Genomic DNA, 25,168 nt, shown 5'->3' on the forward strand with positions numbered 1-25,168 from the left:
TGATCCGCCTACGGAGAAGTGAGATGACACTGCAGAATTCCTCGCGCGCCGCTGCCGGCGCGTTCCGCAAGCTCGCGCTGGCCGCCTGCGCCGCCGGTCTGCTGCAAGGTGCCGCGATGCCGGCGCATGCGGCAAACGCGGTCGTGCTGTACACGGCGGACGGACTCGAGAACCTCTATCGCGATGTGCTGCCGGCCTTCGAGAAGAAGGAAGGCGTCAAGGTCAACATCGTGACGGCGGGCAGCGGCGAGGTCGTCAACCGCGCGAACATCGAAAAGAATTCCCCGAAGGCCGACGTGATCGTCACGCTGCCGCCGTTCATTCAGCAGGCCGGCCAGATGGGCCTGCTGCAGCCGTACCAGAGCGTGAACTACAAGAACGTGCCGGCCATCGCAAAGGCCGAGGACGGCACGTGGGCGACGTTCGTGAACAACTACTTCTCGTTCGCGATCAATCCCGACGTCGTGAAGAACCAGCCGAAGACGTTCGCCGACCTGCTGTCGCCGAGCTATGCCGGCAAGGTCGCGTACTCGAACCCGGCCACGGCCGGCGACGGGATGGCCGTGCTGATCCTGACGACCTCGCTGATGGGCGAGGACAAGGCGTTCGACTACCTTGCGAAGCTGTCGCAGAGCGTGAAGTTCCACACGAAGGGCACGGGCTACCTGAACGTGCTGCTGTCGCGTAACGAGATCAGCGTCGCGAACGGCGACCTGCAGATGGACCTCGACGATGCCGAGCACGGCGCGCTGTCCGTCAAGCCGATCTTCCTGGCAGCGAAGGAAGGCGACCAGCCGACCACGTTCCAGCTCCCGTACGGCATCGGCCTGATCAAGAGCGGCCCGAACCAGGACGTCGGCAAGAAGCTGATCGACTACCTGATGTCGACGGAAGTGCAGTCGAAGGTGCCGGACATGTACGGCATCCCGGGCCGCACGGACGTGCCGCTGGCCGGCAAGAACGGCGAGGCGGTCAAGAAGGCGATCGCGGGCGTGAAGCTGATCCCGGTCGACTGGAGCCAGGTGATGGCGAAGAAGCCGGTGTGGATCGAGCGCTGGAAGAAGGACGTGATCGGCAGCTCGGGCAAGCAGCTCGACGTCGTCAAGCCGAAGTGATCGGCGCACGCTGCCTGTATTAGTGAGCAAGAGGATGAACCCGGTGGAAACCACCCTGACCCATCCCGGCGCATTCGGCGCCGCCGAACCGCACGCGACGCTGCGGTCCGGCGCGCCGGGCGGCGTGCAGATCGAGCACCTGAGTGTGCGCTACGGCGCACGCACGGTGCTGGAAGATCTGTCGCTGTCGATCGGCGCCGGCGAATTTCTGACCGTGCTCGGCAAGAGCGGCTGCGGCAAGACCACGCTGCTGCGCTTCATCGCCGGGTTCGTGAAGGCCGACGGCCTGACCGGCACGCTGACCGTGGCCGGGCGTGACCTGACCTATGCGCCGCCGCACAAGCGCAATCTCGGTCTGCTGTTCCAGAATTACGCGCTGTTCCCGCACCTGTCGGTGTTCGAGAACGTCGCATTCGGGCTGCGCGCGCGCGGGATGGCGTCGTCGGAAGTGACGCGACGCGTCGCCGACGCGCTGAAGCTCGTGCAGCTCGGCGATGCGGGCCACCACCTGCCCGCGCAACTGTCGGGCGGGATGCAGCAGCGCGTCGCGCTGGCTCGCGCGCTCGTGATCGAGCCGGACGTGCTGCTGCTCGACGAGCCGCTGTCGGCGCTCGACGCCAACCTGCGCGCGTCGGTGCGCAGCGAACTGAAGGCGCTGCACGAGCGCCTGCCGAACCTGACCGTCGTCTGCGTGACGCACGACCGCGACGACGCGCTCGTGCTGTCCGATCGCGCACTGCTGTTGCGCGACGGCCACATCGCGCAGCTCGGCACGCCGCAGCAACTGTACGACGAGCCGCGGGACGGCTACGTCGCACGCTATCTCGGCCCGGCGAACCTGCTGCCGCCGCATGTGATCTTCCCGCTCGGCGATCCGCGCCACGACGTGCGCGGCAAGGTCGCCTGCGTGCGCCCCGAGCGCCTGACCGTGATGCAGCCCGCGGCGGGCGGCCTGCACGGCACGGTGTCGTCCGTCGAATGGCAGGGCGCTGACCTGTCGATCGCGGTCGTGATCGACGCGGCGCCCGACGAACCCGTGCGCGTGACGATGCAACGCGGCCGCGGCGCGGCCCCCGAGCGCGGTGCGCGCGTTTCCCTGCATTGCGAGGCAGACGATGTCGTCCTTATCGAGCCCTGAAGCCGGCCTGCCGCCGCGCGTGCTCGCGTCGGCTGCCGCGCACGCCGCCGTCGCGCGGCGCCGCAAGCGCATGGGCGACCTGCACCTGGCCGCGCTCGCGGTCGTCGTGCTGGGCCCGCTCGTCGTCTATCCGCTGGTGCGGCTCGTGCTGCTGAGCGTGTCGGGCGATCACGGGCTGAGTTTTGCCGCGTACCGGACCTTCTTCAGCAACCCCGACACGCGCACCGTGCTGCTGACGACGCTCGGCGTGCTGTTCGCGAGCGCGGGCACTGCGTCGGTGCTCGGCGTGCTGCTGGCCGCGCTGCTGTTCTTCAAGCCGTTTCCGGGCGCATCGCTCGTCACGCGCTTCCTGGAGCTGTACGTCGCGTTTCCGTCGTTCCTCGTCGCGTTCACGCTGATCTTCCTGTACGGCTCGCAAGGGTCGATCAGCATCGCGCTGCAGCACCTGTTCCATCTCGAGAATCCGCCGCTCGATTTCCTGTTCGGCATCGGCGGCGTGATTCTCGCGCAGACCGTGTTCTATACGCCGTTCGTCGTGCGGCCGACGCTCGCGTCGTTCGCGACGCTCGACCTGCGGCTGATCGAAGCCGCGCGCAGCCTCGGCGCGCCCGGCTGGATGCTCGCGCGCCGCGTCGTGCTGCCGATCGCGTGGCCGGGCATCGCCGCCGGCACCGTGCTGTGTTTCCTGCTGACGCTGAACGAATTCGGGATTCTGCTCGTGCTCGGCAGCGCACGGCTCGTGACGTTGCCGGTCGCGATCTACAGCAGCGCGACCGTCGATCTCGACCTGCCGACCGCGTCGGCCGGCGCGGTCGTGATGCTCGCGCTGTCGCTGGCGCTGTATACGGTTTATCGCCGGGTGAACCGGCGTGCGACGGGAGGGAACGATGTCCGCTGAATTCCGTATCGGGCAGGGCGTGCCGCGCCACCAGATCGGCTGGAGCGACGCGCTGCTCAAGCATGCGTCGCGCGTCGCGCTCGCGCTGGCCGCATTCGCGTGCTTCTGGCTGTTCGTGCTGCCCGTCATCGTCGTCGCGCTGTCGAGCGTGTCGACGCAATGGTCGGGCACGATCTTGCCGGCCGGCTACAGCCTGCGCTGGTTCGAGCGGCTCGGGTCGCCGGAATACGACGCGCTGCTGACGAGCCTCGAAATCGGCTTCGGCGTGTCGGCGATCGGCACGATCCTCGGGCTGTGGCTCGCGCTTGCGCTCGAAGGGCGCGACCGGCGCGGCCTCGGCGCGGTCGTCGACGCGCTCGTGATGGTGCCGAACGGCGTGCCGAGCGTCGTGCTCGGGCTCGCGGTGCTGATTGCGTATCACCAGAAGCCGGTCGACCTGTCGAGCTCGGCGGCGATCGTCGTGCTCGTGCAGCTCGCGCTGATCCTGCCGTTCTGCTATCGCTGCGCGGCCGCCGCGCTGCGTCCGGAGCTGACCGTGCTGCGCGAAGCCGCGGCGAGCCTCGGTGCGCCGCCCGCGATGGTGCTGCGCCGCGTGCTGCTGCCGCAGCTCGTGCCGGCGCTGCGCGCGAGCCTCGCGCTGGGCTTCGCGTTGTCGCTCGGCGAGCTTGGTGCGACGCTGACGGTTTATCCGCCCGGCTTCGCGACCGTGCCGATCGTCGTGATCGGCCAGGTGGAGCGTGGTTATTACCTTCCGGCATCGGCGCTGTCGCTGCTGATGCTCGGCGCGTCGCTCGCGGCGCTGCTGCTGATCGCCGCGCGCGTGCCGCGCGGCAAGCGGGCGGCATCATGAACGCCGCGTTCGCATTGCGCCATCCCGGCGACGCGTCAGCGCCCGGCACATCGCCGGATCTCGCGGGACGATCCGTCGACGTCAACGGCCGGCGCTACCGGCTGCCGGCCGAGCCGACCGTGGTCGTCTGCGTCGACGGCTGCGAGTACGACTATCTCGAACGTGCGGTGGAAGCGGGCGTCGCGCCGTTCATCGGACGGATGATCGCGGAAGGCACGGCGTGGCGCGCCGATTGCGTGGTGCCGACCTTCACCAACCCGAACAACCTGTCGATCGTCTGCGGCGTGCCGCCGTCGGTCCACGGGATCTGCGGCAACTATTTCTGGGACGCGACCGCCGACGGCGGGCGCGGCGCCGAAGTGATGATGAACGACCCGGCCTATCTGCGGGCCGGCACGCTGCTGGCGGCGGCGTCCGACGCCGGTGCGCGGGTGGCCGTCGTGACGGCGAAGGACAAGCTGCGCCGGCTGCTCGGCTGGCAGATGAACGGCATCTGCTTTTCGGCGGAGAAGGCCGCGCAGGCGAATCTCGCGGAAAACGGCATCGTCGATGTACTCGACTGGGTTGGCCTGCCGTCGCCGGATGTCTATAGCGCGGCGTTGTCCGAATTCGTGTTCGCGGCCGGCGTGCGGCTGGCGCAGACGCGGCAGGTCGACCTGATGTACCTGTCGACCACCGACTATGTGCAGCACAAGTGCGAGCCGGGCAGCGCCGGCGCGAACGCGTTCTACGCGATGATGGACGGCTACCTCGCGCAGCTCGACGCGCTCGGCTGGGCGATCGGGCTCACGGCCGACCACGGGATGAACGCGAAGCACGATCCCGCGACGGGGCGACCGAACGTGATCTATCTGCAGGACGCGTTCGACGGCTGGTACGGCGCGCAGGCAGCACGCGTGATCCTGCCGATTACGGATCCGTATGTCGTGCACCACGGTGCGCTGGGCTCGTTTGCAACCGTCTATCTCGCGCCGGACGTCGACCGGGCCGAGGCGATGTGGCGCGTCGGCGGCCTCGACGGCGTCGAGCTCGTGCTCGACAACGCGGAAGCCGCCGCACGCTTCGAACTGCCGGCCGACCGGATCGGCGATCTCGTCGTGATCGGCCGCCGCGACATGACGCTCGGTACGCGCGAGCGCGAACACGATCTGTCGGGCCTCACGGTGCCGCTGCGTTCGCATGGCGGCGTGTCGGAGCAGGAAGTGCCGCTGCTGTTCAATCGCCGTATCGAGCCGGACGATCCTGAGCGTCGCCCGCGCAACTTCGACGTGTTCGATTTCGTGCTGAACCGGATCGCGACATGATGGTTCATCCCCGGCAAGACCATCCCGAGTTTCGCGCCGAGGCGCTGCGCTGGTGCGGCACGCGTGCGACGCGCGAGCGCACTTTCGATATCGACGATCCTTATACGGGCGCCCGGGTCGGTACCGCGCCGCTCGCAAGCGTCGACGACGTGCGCGCCGCGTTCGATTACGCGATGGCCTACCGGCCGACGCTCACGCGCTACGAGCGTTCGCAGATCCTCGAGCGTGCGGCCGCGTTGCTGCGCGAGCGCACCGAGGAAGCGTCCGATTTGATCACGCTCGAATCGGGGCTGTCGAAACAGGATTCCCGCTACGAGATCGGCCGCGTTGCCGACGTGCTGAAGTTCGCGGCGGTCGAGGCGCTGCGCGACGACGCGCAAAGTTTCTCGTGCGACCTGACGCCCCACGGCAAGGCGCGGCGCGTGTTCTCGCAGCGGCAGCCGCTCGACGGTGTGATCGTCGCGATCACGCCGTTCAATCATCCGATGAACCAGGTGGCGCACAAGATCGCGCCGGCGATCGCGACCAACAACCGCGTGATCGTGAAGCCGTCGGAGAAGGTGCCGCTGTCGGCGTTCTATCTGGCCGACCTGTTGGTCGGGGCCGGGTTGCCGGAGCCGATGCTGCAGGTGCTGACCGGCGATCCGCGCGAAATCGCGGACGAACTCGTCACGCATCCGCATGCATCGCTGATCACGTTTACCGGCGGCGTCGCGATCGGCAAGGCGATTGCCGCGCGGGCCGGGTACCGGCGCATCGTGCTGGAGCTGGGCGGCAACGATCCGCTGATCGTCCTCGAAGACGCCGATCTCGAACGCGCGGCGTCGCTGGCGGTGCTTGGTTCGTACCGGAACTCGGGCCAGCGTTGCACGGCCGTCAAGCGAATGCTGGTGCAGCGCTCGATCGCGCCCGCGTTCACCGAGTTGCTCGTCGAGAAGACGCGCGCGTGGAAGTACGGCGATCCGTTCGATCCTGCGAACGAAATGGGCACGGTGATCGACGAGGCGGCGGCGCGGCTGTTCGAGGCGCGGGTCGACGAGGCGGTCGCGCAGGGCGCGCGCCTGCTGACCGGCAACGTGCGGCGCGGCGCGCTGTATGCGCCGACCGTGCTCGACAACGTCGATCCGTCGATGACGATCGTGCGCGAGGAGACGTTCGGTCCCGTATCGCCCGTCATCGCGTTCGACACGATCGACGACGCGATCCGGATCAGCAACGGGACGGCGTTCGGGCTGTCGTCGGGCGTCTGTACGGACAGCACGGCGGCCGTCGTACGGTTCGTGAACGAGCTGAACGTCGGCACCGTGAATGTATGGGAAGTGCCCGGATACCGGATCGAGCTATCGCCGTTCGGCGGGATCAAGGATTCGGGGCTCGGTTACAAGGAAGGCGTTCAGGAGGCGATGAAGAGCTTCACGAACCTGAAGACGTTTTCGCTGCCTTGGGAGTAGACGGATGGCATTGACGGTGGAAGAGATCCACGGGCTGTATCGCGAGCATGGCCATGTGGCCTATAGCGGCGAACCTGTCACGCAGCTCGAACATGCGTTGCAAAGCGGATTGCTGGCGGAAGAGGCGGGCGCTGACGAAGCACTGGTTGCGGCGGCGTTCCTGCACGATCTCGGGCATCTGCTGAATCGCCAGGGCGAGACGCCGAGTGCGCGCGGGATCGACGATCTGCATCAGTATTACGTGCTGCCGTTCCTGCGGCCGCTGTTTTCCGACGCGGTGCTGGAGCCGATCCGGCTGCACGTCGACGCGAAGCGCTGCCTGTGTCGCACGGACGCCGGCTACTTCGAGAGCCTGTCGCCGGACTCGGTGCGCAGCCTTGTGCTGCAGGGTGGCATCTTCAGTGAAGAGGAAACCGCGGCATTCCTGCAGCGCCCGTTTGCGGAGGACGCGCTGCGTCTGCGCCGCTGGGACGATACGGCGAAGGAAGAAGGAAAGGTGACGCCGGATCTCGATCACTATATGGAGATCGTCGGGCGCCAGGTACGCGTGGCCTGACGGATCCGTTGCTTCTACATAAGGCCCCGCACGCGGCAGCGTGCGGGGCCTTATGTTTTTTTCACGAAACCCCTTGCGCGATTGTCGAGGGCTGCATAGAATCACGCCTCTTTCGCGCTAACGGAAACGCGGCGCGGGAGAGGGGAAGCGAAGTCGGTGGTGTGCAGCAGGTTGCCGCGCACGGCTGGCGAAGGAAGAAGAACCCCGCAGTCGCAACGAAGCAGTTAAAAAGTTGTTGACGATCTGCGAAACACGGTTCATAATCTCGTTTCTCTGCTGCTGAAAACGCAGCGCTGCTGAGAAACTTCAGGTTTCTTGCAGAAATGCTCTTTAAAAATTAACAGCCGATAAGTGTGGGCGCTTGATGGCAGCGAGCTGATCTTCGGATCAGAAAGCGAAAGTATCAAGAGTCTCACACTAAAGTAAGTCAGGTTTATGAAGCAATTCATATTCCTGTCAGCTTTGAGTGAGCGACCGGTTCTTAACCGAACCGAAAACAGTAACAGGTTTAAACTGAAGAGTTTGATCCTGGCTCAGATTGAACGCTGGCGGCATGCCTTACACATGCAAGTCGAACGGCAGCACGGGTGCTTGCACCTGGTGGCGAGTGGCGAACGGGTGAGTAATACATCGGAACATGTCCTGTAGTGGGGGATAGCCCGGCGAAAGCCGGATTAATACCGCATACGATCTACGGATGAAAGCGGGGGACCTTCGGGCCTCGCGCTATAGGGTTGGCCGATGGCTGATTAGCTAGTTGGTGGGGTAAAGGCCTACCAAGGCGACGATCAGTAGCTGGTCTGAGAGGACGACCAGCCACACTGGGACTGAGACACGGCCCAGACTCCTACGGGAGGCAGCAGTGGGGAATTTTGGACAATGGGCGAAAGCCTGATCCAGCAATGCCGCGTGTGTGAAGAAGGCCTTCGGGTTGTAAAGCACTTTTGTCCGGAAAGAAATCCTTGGTTCTAATATAGCCGGGGGATGACGGTACCGGAAGAATAAGCACCGGCTAACTACGTGCCAGCAGCCGCGGTAATACGTAGGGTGCGAGCGTTAATCGGAATTACTGGGCGTAAAGCGTGCGCAGGCGGTTTGCTAAGACCGATGTGAAATCCCCGGGCTCAACCTGGGAACTGCATTGGTGACTGGCAGGCTAGAGTATGGCAGAGGGGGGTAGAATTCCACGTGTAGCAGTGAAATGCGTAGAGATGTGGAGGAATACCGATGGCGAAGGCAGCCCCCTGGGCCAATACTGACGCTCATGCACGAAAGCGTGGGGAGCAAACAGGATTAGATACCCTGGTAGTCCACGCCCTAAACGATGTCAACTAGTTGTTGGGGATTCATTTCCTTAGTAACGTAGCTAACGCGTGAAGTTGACCGCCTGGGGAGTACGGTCGCAAGATTAAAACTCAAAGGAATTGACGGGGACCCGCACAAGCGGTGGATGATGTGGATTAATTCGATGCAACGCGAAAAACCTTACCTACCCTTGACATGGTCGGAATCCTGCTGAGAGGTGGGAGTGCTCGAAAGAGAACCGATACACAGGTGCTGCATGGCTGTCGTCAGCTCGTGTCGTGAGATGTTGGGTTAAGTCCCGCAACGAGCGCAACCCTTGTCCTTAGTTGCTACGCAAGAGCACTCTAAGGAGACTGCCGGTGACAAACCGGAGGAAGGTGGGGATGACGTCAAGTCCTCATGGCCCTTATGGGTAGGGCTTCACACGTCATACAATGGTCGGAACAGAGGGTTGCCAACCCGCGAGGGGGAGCTAATCCCAGAAAACCGATCGTAGTCCGGATTGCACTCTGCAACTCGAGTGCATGAAGCTGGAATCGCTAGTAATCGCGGATCAGCATGCCGCGGTGAATACGTTCCCGGGTCTTGTACACACCGCCCGTCACACCATGGGAGTGGGTTTTACCAGAAGTGGCTAGTCTAACCGCAAGGAGGACGGTCACCACGGTAGGATTCATGACTGGGGTGAAGTCGTAACAAGGTAGCCGTATCGGAAGGTGCGGCTGGATCACCTCCTTTCCAGAGCTTCTCGCAAAGTTGAGCGCTCACGCTTATCGGCTGTAAATTAAAGACAGACTCAGGGGTCTGTAGCTCAGTCGGTTAGAGCACCGTCTTGATAAGGCGGGGGTCGTTGGTTCGAATCCAACCAGACCCACCATTGTCTGACGTGTCGGTGATCGTTAGCGCTTCAGCGCTGATGAGTACCTCAAGCCGACCGGCTAACACCTGAGGATATTCTGTACATGGGGGCATAGCTCAGCTGGGAGAGCACCTGCTTTGCAAGCAGGGGGTCGTCGGTTCGATCCCGTCTGCCTCCACCAATCACCAACGCTAAGGGCTTGGTTCAGACACTGAACCGAGAATTTTGCATTGGCGATTGAGCCAGTCAGAGTGATACGTAGGTTGTATCGGCTGTCGTTCTTTAACAATCTGGAAGAAGTAAGTAATTTGGATAGCGGAAGCGTCTCGAGATGGACGTGGAAGTTATCCGGGTTGTGATTGTATCGATGTATCTCAAGATGATTCGAACTCTAAGTTTGACTCAATTGGAATACGGCACAACGCGAAAACTCAACCTGTAACGGCTGTCGGAGAGACAGACTCGTTATAGGGTCAAGCGAACAAGTGCATGTGGTGGATGCCTTGGCGATCACAGGCGATGAAGGACGCGGTAGCCTGCGAAAAGCTACGGGGAGCTGGCAAACGAGCTTTGATCCGTAGATGTCCGAATGGGGAAACCCGGCCCTTTTGGGTCATCCTAGACTGAATACATAGGTCTAGTGAAGCGAACGCGGTGAACTGAAACATCTAAGTAACCGCAGGAAAAGAAATCAACCGAGATTCCCAAAGTAGTGGCGAGCGAAATGGGATGAGCCTTGCACTCTTTATTTGTATTGTTAGCCGAACGCTCTGGAAAGTGCGGCCATAGCAGGTGATAGCCCTGTAGGCGAAAACAGTATGAAAGAACTAGGTGTGCGACAAGTAGGGCGGGACACGTGAAATCCTGTCTGAAGATGGGGGGACCATCCTCCAAGGCTAAATACTCGTGATCGACCGATAGTGAACCAGTACCGTGAGGGAAAGGCGAAAAGAACCCCGGGAGGGGAGTGAAATAGATCCTGAAACCGCATGCATACAAACAGTCGGAGCCTCGTAAGGGGTGACGGCGTACCTTTTGTATAATGGGTCAGCGACTTACGTTCAGTAGCAAGCTTAACCGTATAGGGCAGGCGTAGCGAAAGCGAGTCCGAATAGGGCGTTCAGTTGCTGGGCGTAGACCCGAAACCAAGTGATCTATCCATGGCCAGGATGAAGGTGCGGTAACACGTACTGGAGGTCCGAACCCACTAACGTTGAAAAGTTAGGGGATGAGCTGTGGATAGGGGTGAAAGGCTAAACAAACTTGGAAATAGCTGGTTCTCTCCGAAAACTATTTAGGTAGTGCCTCGTGTCTCACCTTCGGGGGTAGAGCACTGTCATGGTTGGGGGGTCCATTGCGGATTACCCCGCCATAGCAAACTCCGAATACCGAAGAGTGCAATCACGGGAGACAGACATCGGGTGCTAACGTCCGGTGTCAAGAGGGAAACAACCCAGACCGCCAGCTAAGGTCCCCAAATATAGCTAAGTGGGAAACGAAGTGGGAAGGCTAAAACAGTCAGGAGGTTGGCTTAGAAGCAGCCACCCTTTAAAGAAAGCGTAATAGCTCACTGATCGAGTCGTCCTGCGCGGAAGATGTAACGGGGCTAAGCTATATACCGAAGCTGCGGATGCGTGCTTTGCACGCATGGTAGGAGAGCGTTCCGTAAGCCTGCGAAGGTGCGTTGAAAAGCGTGCTGGAGGTATCGGAAGTGCGAATGCTGACATGAGTAGCGATAAAGGGGGTGAAAGGCCCCCTCGCCGTAAGCCCAAGGTTTCCTACGCAACGTTCATCGGCGTAGGGTGAGTCGGCCCCTAAGGCGAGGCAGAAATGCGTAGCTGATGGGAAGCAGGTCAATATTCCTGCACCATTGTTAGATGCGATGGGGGGACGGATCGCGGAAGGTTGTCCGGGTGTTGGAAGTCCCGGTCGCTGCATTGGAGAAGGCGCTTAGGCAAATCCGGGCGCGGAATTCAAGGGTGTGGCGCGAGCTCCTTAGGGAGCGAAGCAATTGGAAGTGGTTCCAAGAAAAGCCTCTAAGCTTCAGTCTAACGATGACCGTACCGCAAACCGACACAGGTGGGCGAGATGAGTATTCTAAGGCGCTTGAGAGAACTCGGGAGAAGGAACTCGGCAAATTGGTACCGTAACTTCGGGATAAGGTACGCCCTTGTAGCTTGATGCCCCTGCGGGCAAAGGGTGAAGGGGTTGCAATAAACTGGTGGCTGCGACTGTTTAATAAAAACACAGCACTCTGCAAACACGAAAGTGGACGTATAGGGTGTGACGCCTGCCCGGTGCCGGAAGATTAAATGATGGGGTGCAAGCTCTTGATTGAAGTCCCGGTAAACGGCGGCCGTAACTATAACGGTCCTAAGGTAGCGAAATTCCTTGTCGGGTAAGTTCCGACCTGCACGAATGGCGTAACGATGGCCACACTGTCTCCTCCCGAGACTCAGCGAAGTTGAAGTGTTTGTGATGATGCAATCTACCCGCGGCTAGACGGAAAGACCCCATGAACCTTTACTGTAGCTTTGCATTGGACTTTGAACCGATCTGTGTAGGATAGGTGGGAGGCTATGAAACCGGAACGCTAGTTTCGGTGGAGCCGTCCTTGAAATACCACCCTGGTTTGTTTGAGGTTCTAACCTTGGCCCGTGATCCGGGTCGGGGACAGTGCATGGTAGGCAGTTTGACTGGGGCGGTCTCCTCCCAAAGCGTAACGGAGGAGTACGAAGGTACGCTAGGTACGGTCGGAAATCGTGCTGATAGTGCAATGGCATAAGCGTGCTTAACTGCGAGACCGACAAGTCGAGCAGGTGCGAAAGCAGGTCATAGTGATCCGGTGGTTCTGTATGGAAGGGCCATCGCTCAACGGATAAAAGGTACTCTGGGGATAACAGGCTGATACCGCCCAAGAGTTCATATCGACGGCGGTGTTTGGCACCTCGATGTCGGCTCATCTCATCCTGGGGCTGTAGCCGGTCCCAAGGGTATGGCTGTTCGCCATTTAAAGAGGTACGTGAGCTGGGTTTAAAACGTCGTGAGACAGTTTGGTCCCTATCTGCCGTGGGCGTTGGATATTTGAAGGGGGCTGCTCCTAGTACGAGAGGACCGGAGTGGACGAACCTCTGGTGTACCGGTTGTCACGCCAGTGGCATCGCCGGGTAGCTATGTTCGGAAGAGATAACCGCTGAAAGCATCTAAGCGGGAAACTCGCCTTAAGATGAGATATCCCTGGGGACTAGATCCCCTTGAAGGGTCGTTCGAGACCAGGACGTTGATAGGTCAGGTGTGTAAGCGCAGTAATGCGTTCAGCTAACTGATACTAATTGCCCGTAAGGCTTGATCCTATAACAAGTCTGTCTCGATAGCCGTTAGCGCTTCAGCGCTTTACGGATATCGAGCGTCGAGTGCGAGGCACTCGACGTACGACGGTTGAGCAACCGCGTACGTGTGAGATACAACCTCACAACCCAAAATTACTGCTTCTTCCCGATTGGTCGCGCTGCGAAGCAACGCGACAACCCTCTTTGCCTGATGACCATAGCGAGTCGGTCCCACCCCTTCCCATCCCGAACAGGACCGTGAAACGACTCTACGCCGATGATAGTGCGGATTCCCGTGTGAAAGTAGGTAATCGTCAGGCTCCCTAAGCCAGGAACCCCCGCCCGAAAGGCGGGGGTTTTTGCATTGGCGCGGACAACATGCAGGTTGGCTGGGCAAGGGGCAGTGCGCTCGGAGCCGGGGTGCCGAAGGCGTTGATTCGAGCATTGCAGTCCGCCCACACAATTGGCCAAGGCATTCAAGTGATCCGCAGTTCTGCGCTGCTGAAATCTTCAGGCTCCTTCGTCTACGCATCGTATCGATGCACCTCCACACAACGTTTGGCTGACGTCGGCGCATCCAAAGATGGTGCTGCGATGACTGCTGATAAGCGACGTTCATCGACAATGTTCGATAAATGACGCCTTCTTGCGCAAAGCCTCCAGCTTTACCCACCCAGCCTTCCGCGCTTCGCTTCGACCCGATCGGCACGTCACTCGGCGGACGCAGCACGAAACCGTCCCCGAAATCTATGCGCATAAAGTGCATTCGTGCGACCTGAGTCGGCAAAGCGAAGACCAAGCCCTTCAGGGTAATATCGCCATTCGTTCCGATCCCCGGCGCTTGTCTGCACCTGCTGGAGGTCGGTGTCTTTCGAATTCCGTCTCCTGCACCGTTCATGACTGACAGCCCCGCCCAAGGTGATCGGACGACCGACTTCTTGCCGTATCTCGTCGCCGCAACGTTCTTCATGGAGTACCTCGACACGACCGTGATTGCGACCGCGCTGCCGCAAATGGCGCACTCGTTCGGCGTCGGGCCGAACGCGCTGAGCCTCGGGATGACGGCCTACATGCTTGCGCTTGCGGTGTTCATCCCGATCAGCGGCTGGATCGCGGACCGATATGGATCGCGCACGGTGTTCGCCAGCGCGATCGTCGTCTTTACCGGCGCGTCGGTGCTGTGCGGGCTGTCCAATGGCGTGGTGACGTTCACGGCTGCGCGGCTGCTGCAGGGCGTCGGCGGGGCGATGATGGTGCCGGTCGGACGGATGATCGTCGTGCGCAGCACCGAGAAGGCAAGGCTGATGCGCGCGATCGCGACGATCACATGGCCCGGCATCGTCGCGCCTGTCGTCGGGCCGCCGATCGGTGGTTTCATCACGACCTATGCGTCCTGGCGATGGATCTTCCTGTTGAACGTCCCGTTCGGCATCGCCGCGCTCGTCTGTACCTGGCTGATCGTCCGGAACACGCGGGCCGACGAGCAACGGCCGCTCGACTGGATCGGCTTCGTGCTGGCCGGCGGAGCACTGACCTGTCTGTTGATCGGCACCGAGGCGGCCGGCCAGCAGGATGTCAACTTCACGCGCGCGGCCCTCCTGGTGGGCGCGAGCGTGCTGTTCGGCATGGCCGCGTGGTTGCACGCGCGACGAAGTGTGCATCCACTGCTCGATTTCACGACGCTGAAGGTGCCGACGTTCTCGGTGACGGTGATCACCGGCTCGATCACGCGGATGGCGATCAACGCCGTGCCGTACCTGCTGCCGCTGCTGTTCCAGATCGGTTTCGGGCTGTCGCCGTTCCAGTCAGGCCTGCTGCTGCTCGCCAGCGCGCTCGGCAATCTCGGCATGAAGGCGGGAACGTCGTGGATCCTCGACCGCTACGGTTTCCGGCGCGTCGCGCTCGTCGACGTGACGATCGTCGGCATCTTCACGATCGCGTGCGGATGGCTGACCGCATCGACGCCGCTGACGATCACGCTGTTCGTCGTATTCGTCTACGGGCTGGCGCGGTCGATGCAGTTCACGACACTCGCGACGCTGGCCTATGCGGATATCCCGGCTCAGCAGACGAGCGCCGCCAGCACGCTTTGGAGTGCTGCGCAGCAGATGACGATCGGGATGGGGATCGCGTTCGGCGCGTTGTCGCTGCGGCTCGCGGCATTGGTGCGTGGCGATGCGGCCGGCATGCATTACGTGCTCGACGATTTCCGCTGGGCGTTCGTCGCGGCGGGCGTGCTCGCACTGTTGACGCTGCCGGGCTACGCGCGATTGGCCGCCGATGCAGGCGACCAGATGCGGGCGAATATGGCGCGGGGGTAGACCGGGCCGCTAATCGCGTTGGTGTCGCGACAGGTGAGTATTTTTGTTTCCTGTCGCTCACTTGCAACGTCGATTCGTCATGGCTGTGATGACCTGACGGGTAGCGAAATCTGTCATCCATCACGGTGGACGGGTGGCCAGGCGGCGATGTCCGTTCGTAACGAACCGTGAGTGATGACGCGCGAATGGCGCGGCAGACGTCCGTCGTTTTCTGTGCGAATCCATCGGCGTGACAAGCCGCACGACCGTATCGTGTTCGTCCCGGTGACCGTCACCTGTCACTGCGCGTCATGAAAGATGATGCCGACCGTGTGGCGGTGTCCGCTTCGGATCCGGCTTACGCCGTGGCGCAGGTTGACGCGATAGACGCCGCGCGTTCCCTGCACGGGCCTGCCGTGCACAGCGAAGATCACCGCGTCGCCTTGCGTCAGCGGCACCACTTCCGCACGTGACTGCATGCGTGGACGCTGTTCCGTCAACACGAACTCCCCTCCCGTGAAATCGCGGCCCGGCGCCGACAGCAGGATCGCGACCTGCAGCGGAAATACGTGTTCGCCATAGAGATCCTGATGGAGGCAGTTGTAGTCGTCGGCACCGTATTGAAGGATCAGCGGTGTCGGTCGTGTCTGTCCTGCGGCGTGGCAGCGGTCGAGGAAGATCGCGTGGTCTTTCGGATAGCGGACGTCGATACCGAGTGCCTGGTTCCAGCGATTCGCGATCGGCGCGAGATGCGGGTAGATCGTCGTACGCAGCTCCGCGACGATCGCGGGCAGCGGGTACGCGAAATACTTGTATTCGCCGCGCCCGAATCCGTGCCGCGCCATCACGACGCGTGAACGATAGAGCGCATCCCGCGGATAGAGCGACGCGAGCGCATCACTCTCGCTCGCCGAGATCAAGCTCGGCACGCGCGCGCATCCGTAGCGATCGAGTTCGGCATCGACGGTTGTCCAGTCGACCGTGTCGACGCGTTGCGCGATGTCCAGCGATTCGACGGCGGGTTGCAGATCGGCGATGTTCACGGGCGTACCTCGTTCGTCAGCAGTGTGGCGTCGTGCGGTCGCGCGGAATGTTCAGGAAACGTCGCGCACGGGTGAATCCACGACGAGAGTTGATGAACCCAGTCTAGCGACGTCCGTGCCCCGGCGCGCTCCAGATCTTGCGCTTCAATTCGGAATGGGAAGAGGAAAACGTTCGCGACGTGGCACGGACGCACGCGAATGCGTTGAAGTGTCGGGGCGGACAAGCGGACAAGCGGACAAGCGGACAAGCGGACAAGCGGACAAGCGGACAAGCGGACAAGCGGACAAGCGGACAAGCGGACAAGCGGACAAGCGGACAAGCGGACAAGCGGACAAGCGGACAAGCGGACAAGCGGACAAGCGGACAAGCGGACAAGCGGACAAGCGGACAAGCGGACAAGCGGACAAGCGGACAAGCGGACAAGCGGACAAGCGGACAAGCGGACAAGCGGACAAGCGAGGGTCAAATCGCTACAGCAGGCGGCCGGCTGCCGCCGGCCACCCACCGTGTCCCCGATCAGGCCACCGAGCGAAACAGCCAGTAGAGCCCCCCGGCAAGTGCGATCGACGCCGGCAACGTCAGCACCCATGCGAGTACGAGGCTGCGCACCGTGCTCCATTGCAACCCGGACCCGTTCGCCGCCATCGTGCCCGCGACGCCCGACGACAGCACGTGTGTCGTCGACACGGGCAGCCCGTACACGTCGGCGGCGCCGATCGTCAGCATCGCGACGAGTTCGGCCGACGCGCCCTGTCCGTACGTCAAATGCTGCTTGCCGATTTTCTCGCCGACGGTCACGACGATCCGCTTCCAGCCGACCATCGTGCCGAGGCCCAGCGCGATCGCAACGGCAACCTTCACCCACGTCGGAATGAACTTGGTCGCGTGATCGAGCTGCTTGCGATAGTTGTCGATCGCGAGCTTGTCGTCGGCGGCAAACGCGGGCTGACCCGACTTCTCGATCAGGCGAATTGCTTCGGACACCAGATACATCGTGTTGCGCACGTTGTCGACGTCGCGTTGCGGCACCGCCGCCATCGAGCCCGACGCGCCGACCGCGGTTGCGAGCGACGTCGACAACTGCTGCACGGCCGGCAGCACGGCGGGCGTCAGCTCGCGGCGCTGCACGTAGCGTTCGACGTCGGCGCGCGGGTTCGCGGACGGCGCAACGCCGTTCGTGTATTTACCGAACGTCGCGGCTGCCTGGTTCGCGACCGCAACGAAGGTCTGCGATTCGGCCGGCGTAACGGCCTTGTTCAGCGCATACGCGGTCGGCACCGTACCGATCAGGATCAGCATGATGAGGCCCATCCCCTTCTGCCCGTCGTTCGAGCCGTGCGCGAACGACACGCCCGTGCAGGTCAGGATCAGCAGGCAGCGGATCCAGAACGGCGGCGGCTGATCCTTCGGCGGCTCCTTGTACAGCTCGGGAATCCGCACGACGGCCTTCAGCACGAGCAGCAGCAGCGACGCGCACAGGAAGCCGACAATCGGCGACAACAGCAGCGACTTGCCGACGCCGAGCGCCTGGCCCCAGTCGACGCCGCTCGTGCCCGACGGCCCGTGCATCAACTGGTTCATCAGCCCGACGCCGATGATCGATCCGATCAGCGTATGCGAGCTCGACGACGGCAACCCGAAATACCAGGTCGCGAGGTTCCACACGATCGCGGCGATCAGCAGCGCGAACACCATCGCGAAGCCCGCGCCGCTGCCGACCTGCAGGATCAGCTCGACCGGCAGCAACTGCAGGATGCCGAACGCGACAGCGCCGCTCGAGACCATCACGCCGAGGAAGTTCCACATGCCGGACCAGATCACCGCGACGTTCGGCGTCAGCGAGTGCGTATAGATCACGGTGGCGACCGCGTTCGCGGTGTCGTGGAAACCGTTGACGAATTCGAAGCCGAGCGCGATCAGCAGTGCCGCGCCGAGCATCAGGTACGGGAACAGCGACCCTTCGCGCACCGGCGACAGATCGTCGATCAGGTGCGTGGCGATATAGATCGCGCCGATCGCGAGCACCAGCAGGAAGACGGCATAGCCGACTTGCCGGGTGCGCTCGACGGAGTTCGGATTGTTCGAGGCGGACGAAGCAGGTTGATTCATGACGGCATCTCGTAAGGGAACCGCGTTCGATCCTAGCTTCGGCCAGCAGTCAGTTTGATGACAGTCGGGACGACGAACGGTATGTCTTGCAGTGATGTAAGGCAGGCATCGGTTTGCGATCGCGACGAGACACGTCGGCTCGCATCGCGTTCCACATAGTGAGCACAACACGGCAGGGGCTTACGCGTCGGTGTCGTGCCGATCGTCGTCCGCGATCAACGTCCAGCCGTGCGGCGATGCAACGAACGTCATGCATGACAGCGGCGCGACGTCGACGCGGGTCGCAGCGTTGGAATCCATCGGCAGTGCATGTGCGACGGCCGCGCGAACGATCGCCGCATGCGTGATCGCGACGATGTCGCGGCCGCGCTGCAGCGCGTTCAACCATGCGCCGACGCGGTGCATGGCTGCATCGAACGATTCGCCGCCGTGCGGCGATGCGGCTGGATCGTCGATCCATTCACCCAGTTTGTCCGGCAGGTCGCGTGCGAGGTCGTGCAGCCGCTTGCCGTGCCAGTTTCCGTAGTCGATGTCGCGCAGTGCGTCATCAATGTCGGCACGTAGCCCTAGCGCATCGGCGGTTTGCCGCGCGCAGCATGCGGGGCTGCACAGCACGAGCGCGCCGGCGACGCCCGCCCAACGATCGCGCAGCGAGGTGGCGTCGGCGAGCCCGCGTGCATCGAGCGGATCATCGTCGGGAAACGTACCGGTGCGCATCGCCCGGGTCGAAGCGTGTGCGATCAGGCGCAGCGAGGCATGCATGTTCATGTCGGTGTTCGGAGGGGCCGGGGCGGGTGCGCGGTCGCTCGCGGGCCATCACTTCAATACGCGGACGTTCGCGCGTACAATTCGCCCGACACGAAACGCGGAAGCCGGTGCAATCCCGGCGCGGTCGCGCCACTGTAACCGGGGAATCCCGATCCCGGAAGCCAGACCTGCCTTCGTACCCATTCAACTTTCGTCGGGGCGCGATTCCCCTGAGGTGCATCCATGAGCGAAGCAGTGCTGAAGCCGGTTGTCGTGCCGGCACCCATCCCCGTCCGCGAACTGTTGCCGTGGGCCGTGTTCGTCGGCCTGATCCTGCTGCTCGCACTCTATTTCGTCGGCGCGGAACAAGGCGCGACGTCGCTCGTGCCGGGTATGGTCGTGCACGAATTCGTCCACGACGGCCGCCATCTGCTTGGTTTTCCCTGCCACTGACGCGGAGCGCACGATGGTCGGAAAGCTGCTCATGCGCGGGATGCTCGCAGGCATCGCCGCGGGCCTCCTCACGTTCGGTTTCGCGAAAATCGCCGGCGAACCGCAAGTCGATCAGGCGATCTCCTTTGAAGAAAAGCGCGATGCCGCCAAAGGCGAGGCACCGGAGCCCGAACTGGTCAGCCGCGATACGCAGGCCGGCCTCGGCCTGCTGACGGGTGTCGTGACCTACGGAGCGGCATGCGGCGGGCTGTTCGCGCTGGTCTTTGCGTATGCATACGGGCGAGGCGGCCGCCTCCCGGCACGGCCGCTGGCCGCGTGGCTCGCGCTCGCGGCGTTCGTCGCGCTCGTGATCGTGCCGAACATCAAGTACCCGGCCAATCCGCCGTCGGTCGGCGATCCCGACACGATCGGCTATCGCACGGGCCTGTTCTTCCTGATGATCGCGATCTCGATCGCGACGATGGTGTTCTCGGTCAGCGTGCGTCGCCATCTGCTGGCGAAGCTCGGCCAATGGAACGCATCGATCGTCGCGGGGCTCGTGTTCATTGCGATCATCGCGGCCGTGCAGCTCGGGCTGCCGTCGATCAACGAAGTGCCGGCCGGCTTCCCGGCCGCCGTGCTGTGGAAGTTCCGCGTCGCGGCCATCGGCATGCAGGCGATCATGTGGACGACGATCGGCCTGCTGTTCGGCGCGTGGGTCGAGCGCAGCGAACGCATCGGCATGCGCGCCGCCTGACGCGTATCGCAAACGAGCACGCCTAGCGCGCCTAGCGCAGCATGCGCGGCGCGCTCCACGTCGATTCGCGCGCAAGCGTGACGAACGCGGCCAGATAGTCGATCGACGCGTCCGCTTCGCGGATGCCCAGGAAGATCTGCTTCGCGATGCCCTTTTTACCGAGCTTGACCGGCACGACCGGCATCCGGTCCGCGTATTCGTCGGCGAGCCATCTCGGGAGCGCGGCCACGCCGCGCCCGCTTGCGACCATTTGCAGCATGATGTCGGTCGTCTCGATCGACTTGTGCCGCCTCGGTATGATGCCGGCCGGCGTCAGGAACTGGTTGTAGATGTCGAGCCGGTCAGTTTCGACCGGATACGTGATCAGGATCTCGTCGGTCAGTTGCTCGGGCGTCACGTAGTCGGCGTTCGCGAACCGGTGCGAGTCGGCGACCACCAGCACCTGCTCGTAGTCGAACACGGGATCGAAGCGCAGGCCCGGCTTGTTCAGCGGATCGGGCGTGACGAGCACGTCGATGTCATAGCCGAACAGCGCGCCGATGCCGCCGAACTGGAAGCGCTGCTTCACGTCCACGTCGACGTCGGGCCAGCGTGACAGATACGGCGACACGACCTTCAGCAGCCACTGGTAGCACGGGTGGCATTCCATCCCGATGCGCAGCGTGCCGCGCTCGCCCTTCGCGTACTGTTTCATCCGCTCCTCGGCGAGTTCGAACTGCGGCAGCAGCCGGTTCGCCAGCTTCAGCAGATATTGCCCGCCCTGCGTGAGCCGCAGGCCGCGGCCTTCCCGATCCCAGATCGGCGTGCCGAGCTGCTGCTCGATTTTCCGGACGGTATGGCTGAGCGCCGATTGCGTGAGATGCAGCGCATTGGCGGCCGCGGTCAGCGAGCCCTGGCGCTCGACTTCACGAATGACGACGAGATGGAATCGTTCCAGCATGGATATCGCTCACCTGGCAGATGCATGAACAGATTTAATGAATGAATGAAATAATGCCATTTTATTTCATGTATTGAAATCCCTATCATGGCTGCCGGACATTCACTACATCTGGACGGCAGCATCATGGTCAGGACACACAACCTCGGTTTTCCGCGCATCGGCGCGAAGCGCGAACTCAAGTTCGGTCTCGAACGCTACTGGAAGGGCGAATCGTCGCGCGACGAGCTGAAGGCGCTCGGCGCCGGGCTGCGCCAGCGTCACTGGAACGAGCAGCGCGATCTCGATCTCGCGCCGATCGGTGATTTCGCGTTCTACGACCAGGTGCTCGACATGAGCTTCACGCTCGGCAACTTGCCGAAGCGCGTGCAGGGCTTCCACGGCGACGTGCTCGACAACTATTTCCGCGTCGCGCGCGGCCGTTCGGCGCAGTCGGCGGAAGAGCATGCAGCGTGCTGCGGCGGTGTCTCGGCCGGCGAAATGACGAAGTGGTTCGACACGAACTATCACTACATCGTGCCGGAATTCCATGCGGACACGAACTTCTCGCTCGACCCGTCGCGGCTGCTTCAGCAACTGGCCGAGGCGAAGGCGCAGGGTGTGAATGCCAAGCCGGTGATCGTCGGCCCCGTCACGTACTTGTGGCTCGGCAAGGCGAAGGACGATTCCGATCGTCTCGCGCTGTTGCCGAAGCTGCTGCCCGTGTACGGCGCGCTGCTCGACACGCTGACCGCGCAGGGCGTCGAATGGGTGCAGATCGACGAACCGATCCTCGTCACCGAGCTCGACGCCGAATGGCGGCAGGCATTCCGCACCGCGTATGCGGCACTGGAAACGCGCCGCATCAAGCTGCTGCTCGCCACCTACTTTGGCGAGCTCCAGGACAACCTGACGCTCGCGAGCTCGCTGCCCGTCGACGGCCTGCATATCGACGCGATCAATGCACGCGACGAGGTCGATGCACTGGTGCGCGAGCTGCCGGCCGAGCGCGTGTTGTCGGTTGGTGCGATCAACGGCCGCAACATCTGGAAGACGGACCTGAATGCGACGCTCGACTGGCTCGAACCGCTCGCGAAGCAGCTCGGCGATCGCCTGTGGCTTGCGCCGTCATGCTCGCTGCTGCACGTGCCGGTCGATCTCGCGAGCGAGGAGAAGCTCGACGCGGAGATCCGTTCGTGGCTCGCGTTCGCGCTGCAGAAGCTCGACGAGTTGAAAGTGCTCGCGACCGCGCTGAACGAAGGCCGCGACCAGGTGGCCGACGCGCTTGCCGCGAACGCCGCCGCGATCGACTCGCGCGGCCGCTCGCCGCGTGTGAACAACCCGGTGGTGAAGGCGGCGATCGCGCGCATCGACGCGCAACTCGGCAACCGCGTGAGCCCGTATACGCAGCGTGCGCCGAAGCAGTCGGCGCGATTGAACCTGCCGGCCTTCCCGACGACGACGATCGGCTCGTTCCCGCAGACCGCCGAAATCCGCCAGGCGCGCAGCCAGTTCAAGGCAGGTGCGCTGGATGAAGCCGGCTACCGCACGGCGATGAAGGCCGAGATCGAACGCAGCGTCCGCGAACAGGAGTCGCTCGAACTCGACGTGCTCGTGCATGGCGAAGCCGAGCGCAACGACATGGTCGAATACTTCGGCGAGCAGCTCGACGGCTACGCGTTCAGCCAGTTCGGCTGGGTGCAGTCGTACGGTTCGCGCTGCGTGAAGCCGCCGATCCTGTTCGGCGACATCAGCCGCCCGAAGGCGATGACGGTCGAATGGATCACGTACGCGCAGTCGCTGACGAACAAGCCGATGAAGGGCATGCTGACCGGCCCCGTGACGATCCTGAACTGGTCGTTCGTGCGCGACGACCAGCCGCGCTCGGTGTCGTGCTACCAGCTCGCGCTTGCGATCCGCGACGAAGTGCTCGATCTCGAGAAGGCCGGCGTGCGCGTGATCCAGATCGACGAGGCCGCGCTGCGCGAAGGGCTGCCGCTGCGCCGCGCGCAATGGGGCGAGTACCTGAAGTGGGCGGTCGAATCGTTCCGCATCACGGCGAACGGCGTGCAGGACGACACGCAGATCCACACGCACATGTGTTATTCGGAGTTCAACGACATCATCGCGTCGATCGCCGACATGGATGCGGACGTGATCACGATCGAGACGTCGCGCTCGGACATGGAGCTGCTCGACGCATTCGACAGCTTCAGGTATCCGAACGAGATCGGGCCGGGCGTGTACGACATCCATTCGCCGAACATCCCGACGCAGGATCACATCGTCGGCCTGATGAAGAAGGCGGCCGAGCGGATTCCGGCGGAGCGCCTGTGGGTGAACCCGGACTGCGGCCTGAAGACGCGCCAGTGGGCGGAGGTCATTCCGGCGCTGACGAACATGGTCGCCGCCGCGAAGACGCTTCGCAACCCGATGCAATAACGCGCGTGCGAACGCTGTGCGCCTGCTCGCCGCGATCGACGATCCGGCGACAGGCGCCGCACCGATTCAGACCGTCCCGGGCAGGCCCCGGGACGCGTCGTTATCCGGATCGGCGTGATGTACTACCGGGTGAAAACGCCTGACGAAGACAGTCGGGAAGACTGACGGCGACGTCGTCGCGAAACAGGCGGGGGAGTGGATTCCCGGAAGGAGAACGGGCGACCTGTCGGCCGCCCCGTATGCGCGAGAACCGGGCAGGCGAAGCCGCCGGCCCGTCGTGCGTCAATTACGCGGTGCGCGCCCCGCGCGGCAGCGACTCGTTCACCTTGCCGGGCGCACCGGCATCGTCGATGCTGACGCGGCGCGAGATCAGCCACACGCACAGCGACGAGAGGATCGCGGCACTCGTGTACTGGATCGCGAGCGGCCACCATTGCGGCGCGACGTTCTGCGCGATGACGGTCGCGACGAGCGGCGTGAGGCCGCCGGCGAGCGCGCCGCACACCTGGTATGCGATCGAGATTGCCGTATAGCGGATCCGCGCGACAAAGATGCCGCTGACGAAACCCGCGACCACCGAGTAGTAGCCCGATTCCGCGAGCGTCGCGAGGCCGACGCCGACCGTGATCGACAGTGGCGTGCCCATGTGCACGAGCGGCAGCATCACGAACGGGACGATCGCGGCCCATGCGCCGGTGATCAGCAGCACGCGCGTGGTGCCGAAGCGCTGCGCGAGGAACGCGGCCGCAAGCTGCACGACGAATTGCAGCACCGCGACGATCGTCATGCAATGCAGCACCATCGACCGGTCGAGCGACAGGAACTGCGTCGCGTAGCTGATCATGAAAATGTTGCTGAAATACACGCCGGCGATGCCGTACACGTTCGCACCGATCGCGAGCAGCAGCAGCGGCCAGTACTTGAGCGCTTCGCGCACCGGGTTCTGCGCGGTGTTGCCGCTCTTCCTGACCTCCTCGAACTCGGGCGACTCGGACACGCTCGCGCGGATCACGAAGCCGACGATCAGCAGTACGGAACTCGCGAGGAACGGCACGCGCCAGCCCCAGCTCATCATGTCGTCCTTCGACAGCGTGCTGATCGCGCCGAACGCGAGCATCGACAGGATCAGGCCGCTCGCGCTGCCGAGCTGCGCGAACGATGCGAAGAACGTGCGCTTGCCTTCGGGCGCATGCTCGCCGGCGAGCAGCACCGCGCCGCCCCATTCGCCGCCGACCGCGATGCCTTGCAGCACGCGCATCAGCACGAGCAGGATCGGCGCGATCACACCGGCTTGCGCATGGGTCGGCAGCAGGCCGATCGCGACCGTCGACACGGCCATCAGCATCAGCGTCGCGAGCAGCGAGCGCTTGCGGCCGAAGCGGTCGCCGAGATAGCCGAACATCACGCCGCCGAGCGGCCGCGCGAAGAAGCCGACGGCGAACGAGCCGAACGATGCGAGCAGGCTGATGAAACGGTTTTCGCCGGGAAAGAACAGCGGCCCGAACACGATGGCGGCGGCGGTCGCGTAGCTATAGAAGTCGTACCACTCGATCGTGGTGCCGACGAACGAAGCGAGCGCCGCCCGCTTCGGTTGTTTGACGGATGTCCCCATC

General features: G+C 63.1%; 17 protein-coding genes, 2 tRNA genes, 3 rRNA genes and 1 riboswitch. Of the genes, 17 read left to right on the forward strand and 5 right to left on the reverse strand.

The window, feature by feature from the left end; translation table 11 throughout:
* The first annotated feature begins 23 nt into the window (after positions 1-23).
* The 14 genes from phnS (at position 24) to R9B84_RS36330 (ending at position 15,126) form a co-directional block, all read left to right on the forward strand.
* Positions 24-1,115 carry a 2-aminoethylphosphonate ABC transporter substrate-binding protein gene (gene phnS / locus R9B84_RS36265; protein ID WP_047902375.1) on the forward strand — a complete coding sequence of 364 codons (1,092 nt, stop codon included), beginning with the start codon at positions 24-26 and terminating at the stop codon, positions 1,113-1,115.
* A 34-nt stretch (positions 1,116-1,149) separates the two neighbouring features.
* A complete protein-coding gene (gene phnT, locus R9B84_RS36270) occupies positions 1,150-2,253 on the forward strand; it encodes a 2-aminoethylphosphonate ABC transport system ATP-binding subunit PhnT (protein ID WP_423762143.1) in 1,104 nt (367 codons plus the stop codon).
* Positions 2,231-3,151: a 2-aminoethylphosphonate ABC transporter permease subunit gene (gene phnU, locus R9B84_RS36275; protein WP_423762144.1), complete on the forward strand. Its 921-nt coding sequence runs from the start codon at positions 2,231-2,233 to the stop codon at positions 3,149-3,151. Before phnT ends, phnU begins: the two co-directional genes overlap by 23 nt.
* Positions 3,141-4,001: a 2-aminoethylphosphonate ABC transport system, membrane component PhnV gene (gene phnV / locus R9B84_RS36280; protein ID WP_423762145.1), complete on the forward strand. Its 861-nt coding sequence runs from the start codon at positions 3,141-3,143 to the stop codon at positions 3,999-4,001. The genes phnU and phnV overlap by 11 nt, the downstream gene beginning before the upstream one ends.
* Positions 3,998-5,305 carry a phosphonoacetate hydrolase gene (gene phnA / locus R9B84_RS36285; RefSeq protein WP_423762146.1) on the forward strand — a complete coding sequence of 436 codons (1,308 nt, stop codon included), beginning with the start codon at positions 3,998-4,000 and terminating at the stop codon, positions 5,303-5,305. The genes phnV and phnA overlap by 4 nt, the downstream gene beginning before the upstream one ends.
* Positions 5,302-6,756 carry a phosphonoacetaldehyde dehydrogenase gene (gene phnY, locus R9B84_RS36290; protein WP_423762147.1) on the forward strand — a complete coding sequence of 485 codons (1,455 nt, stop codon included), beginning with the start codon at positions 5,302-5,304 and terminating at the stop codon, positions 6,754-6,756. Before phnA ends, phnY begins: the two co-directional genes overlap by 4 nt.
* Before the next feature lie 4 nt (positions 6,757-6,760).
* A complete protein-coding gene (locus tag R9B84_RS36295) occupies positions 6,761-7,312 on the forward strand; it encodes a phosphonate degradation HD-domain oxygenase (RefSeq protein ID WP_423762148.1) in 552 nt (183 codons plus the stop codon).
* A gap of 510 nt (positions 7,313-7,822) precedes the next feature.
* Positions 7,823-9,355: ribosomal RNA gene (locus R9B84_RS36300) — 16S ribosomal RNA — on the forward strand.
* 62 nt (positions 9,356-9,417) lie between these two features.
* Positions 9,418-9,494 (forward strand) — tRNA-Ile (locus tag R9B84_RS36305).
* An 87-nt stretch (positions 9,495-9,581) separates the two neighbouring features.
* Positions 9,582-9,657, forward strand: a tRNA-Ala gene (locus R9B84_RS36310).
* 290 nt (positions 9,658-9,947) lie between these two features.
* Positions 9,948-12,829, forward strand: a 23S ribosomal RNA gene (locus R9B84_RS36315).
* Between the two features lie 183 nt (positions 12,830-13,012).
* Positions 13,013-13,125, forward strand: a 5S ribosomal RNA gene (gene rrf / locus R9B84_RS36320).
* The 16S, 23S and 5S rRNA genes sit together here with 2 tRNA genes alongside, the layout of an rRNA operon.
* A 100-nt stretch (positions 13,126-13,225) precedes the next feature.
* A complete protein-coding gene (locus R9B84_RS36325; RefSeq protein WP_423762149.1) occupies positions 13,226-13,444 on the forward strand; it encodes a hypothetical protein in 219 nt (72 codons plus the stop codon).
* A 257-nt stretch (positions 13,445-13,701) separates the two neighbouring features.
* Entirely contained in the window at positions 13,702-15,126 is a 1,425-nt protein-coding gene (locus tag R9B84_RS36330) for a DHA2 family efflux MFS transporter permease subunit (RefSeq protein WP_423762150.1), read from the forward strand.
* 278 nt (positions 15,127-15,404) lie between these two features.
* Here the strand turns inward: R9B84_RS36330 and R9B84_RS36335 are convergent, their stop codons facing one another.
* The 3 genes from R9B84_RS36335 to R9B84_RS36345 all read right to left on the reverse strand — a co-directional run bounded on the left by R9B84_RS36335 (position 15,405) and on the right by R9B84_RS36345 (position 19,026).
* The gene (locus R9B84_RS36335; protein WP_423762151.1) at positions 15,405-16,148 is read right to left on the reverse strand and encodes a 2OG-Fe(II) oxygenase; all 744 of its coding nucleotides are present in this window, start codon (positions 16,146-16,148) and stop codon (positions 15,405-15,407) included.
* Positions 16,149-16,665: 517 nt separating this feature from the next.
* A complete protein-coding gene (locus R9B84_RS36340) occupies positions 16,666-18,258 on the reverse strand; it encodes an inorganic phosphate transporter (RefSeq protein WP_423762152.1) in 1,593 nt (530 codons plus the stop codon).
* A gap of 180 nt (positions 18,259-18,438) precedes the next feature.
* Positions 18,439-19,026, reverse strand: coding sequence for a histidine phosphatase family protein (locus R9B84_RS36345; protein ID WP_423762153.1), 588 nt, complete (start codon positions 19,024-19,026; stop codon positions 18,439-18,441).
* A gap of 51 nt (positions 19,027-19,077) precedes the next feature.
* Positions 19,078-19,215: riboswitch (cobalamin riboswitch) on the forward strand.
* 33 nt (positions 19,216-19,248) lie between these two features.
* On the opposite strand from R9B84_RS36345, the gene R9B84_RS36350 reads away from it, so the two are divergent.
* Positions 19,249-19,458 carry a CbtB domain-containing protein gene (locus R9B84_RS36350; RefSeq protein WP_423762154.1) on the forward strand — a complete coding sequence of 70 codons (210 nt, stop codon included), beginning with the start codon at positions 19,249-19,251 and terminating at the stop codon, positions 19,456-19,458.
* A gap of 13 nt (positions 19,459-19,471) precedes the next feature.
* Positions 19,472-20,194 (forward strand): CbtA family protein, encoded by a 723-nt coding sequence (locus tag R9B84_RS36355; protein WP_423762155.1) that lies wholly within the window; start codon positions 19,472-19,474, stop codon positions 20,192-20,194.
* Positions 20,195-20,225: 31 nt separating this feature from the next.
* Here the strand turns inward: R9B84_RS36355 and R9B84_RS36360 are convergent, their stop codons facing one another.
* Positions 20,226-21,134: a LysR family transcriptional regulator gene (locus R9B84_RS36360; RefSeq protein ID WP_423762156.1), complete on the reverse strand. Its 909-nt coding sequence runs from the start codon at positions 21,132-21,134 to the stop codon at positions 20,226-20,228.
* Positions 21,135-21,260: 126 nt separating this feature from the next.
* Between R9B84_RS36360 and metE the strand changes: the two genes are divergently transcribed.
* Positions 21,261-23,555, forward strand: coding sequence for a 5-methyltetrahydropteroyltriglutamate--homocysteine S-methyltransferase (gene metE, locus R9B84_RS36365; RefSeq protein ID WP_423763551.1), 2,295 nt, complete (start codon positions 21,261-21,263; stop codon positions 23,553-23,555).
* Between the two features lie 286 nt (positions 23,556-23,841).
* On the opposite strand, the gene R9B84_RS36370 is transcribed toward metE, so the two are convergent.
* Entirely contained in the window at positions 23,842-25,167 is a 1,326-nt protein-coding gene (locus R9B84_RS36370) for an MFS transporter (protein WP_423762157.1), read from the reverse strand.
* Position 25,168 lies beyond the last annotated feature (1 nt).

Source organism: Burkholderia sp. NLJ2 (assembly GCF_049487195.1).
Classification (GTDB): domain Bacteria; phylum Pseudomonadota; class Gammaproteobacteria; order Burkholderiales; family Burkholderiaceae; genus Burkholderia; species Burkholderia pyrrocinia.

Bases quoted from the DNA above. Each gene is read 5' to 3' on its own strand.
- phnS (WP_047902375.1), top strand. From the start codon at position 24: ATGACACTGCAGAATTCCTCGCGCGCCGCTGCCGGCGCGTTCCGCAAG.
- phnT (WP_423762143.1), top strand. From the start codon at position 1,150: ATGAACCCGGTGGAAACCACCCTGACCCATCCCGGCGCATTCGGCGCC.
- phnU (WP_423762144.1), top strand. From the start codon at position 2,231: ATGTCGTCCTTATCGAGCCCTGAAGCCGGCCTGCCGCCGCGCGTGCTC.
- phnV (WP_423762145.1), top strand. From the start codon at position 3,141: ATGTCCGCTGAATTCCGTATCGGGCAGGGCGTGCCGCGCCACCAGATC.
- phnA (WP_423762146.1), top strand. From the start codon at position 3,998: ATGAACGCCGCGTTCGCATTGCGCCATCCCGGCGACGCGTCAGCGCCC.
- phnY (WP_423762147.1), top strand. From the start codon at position 5,302: ATGATGGTTCATCCCCGGCAAGACCATCCCGAGTTTCGCGCCGAGGCG.
- R9B84_RS36295 (WP_423762148.1), top strand. From the start codon at position 6,761: ATGGCATTGACGGTGGAAGAGATCCACGGGCTGTATCGCGAGCATGGC.
- R9B84_RS36330 (WP_423762150.1), top strand. From the start codon at position 13,702: ATGACTGACAGCCCCGCCCAAGGTGATCGGACGACCGACTTCTTGCCG.
- R9B84_RS36340 (WP_423762152.1), bottom strand. From the start codon at position 18,258: ATGAATCAACCTGCTTCGTCCGCCTCGAACAATCCGAACTCCGTCGAG.
- R9B84_RS36345 (WP_423762153.1), bottom strand. From the start codon at position 19,026: ATGAACATGCATGCCTCGCTGCGCCTGATCGCACACGCTTCGACCCGG.
- R9B84_RS36350 (WP_423762154.1), top strand. From the start codon at position 19,249: ATGAGCGAAGCAGTGCTGAAGCCGGTTGTCGTGCCGGCACCCATCCCC.
- R9B84_RS36355 (WP_423762155.1), top strand. From the start codon at position 19,472: ATGGTCGGAAAGCTGCTCATGCGCGGGATGCTCGCAGGCATCGCCGCG.
- R9B84_RS36360 (WP_423762156.1), bottom strand. From the start codon at position 21,134: ATGCTGGAACGATTCCATCTCGTCGTCATTCGTGAAGTCGAGCGCCAG.
- metE (WP_423763551.1), top strand. From the start codon at position 21,261: ATGGTCAGGACACACAACCTCGGTTTTCCGCGCATCGGCGCGAAGCGC.
- R9B84_RS36370 (WP_423762157.1), bottom strand. From the start codon at position 25,167: ATGGGGACATCCGTCAAACAACCGAAGCGGGCGGCGCTCGCTTCGTTC.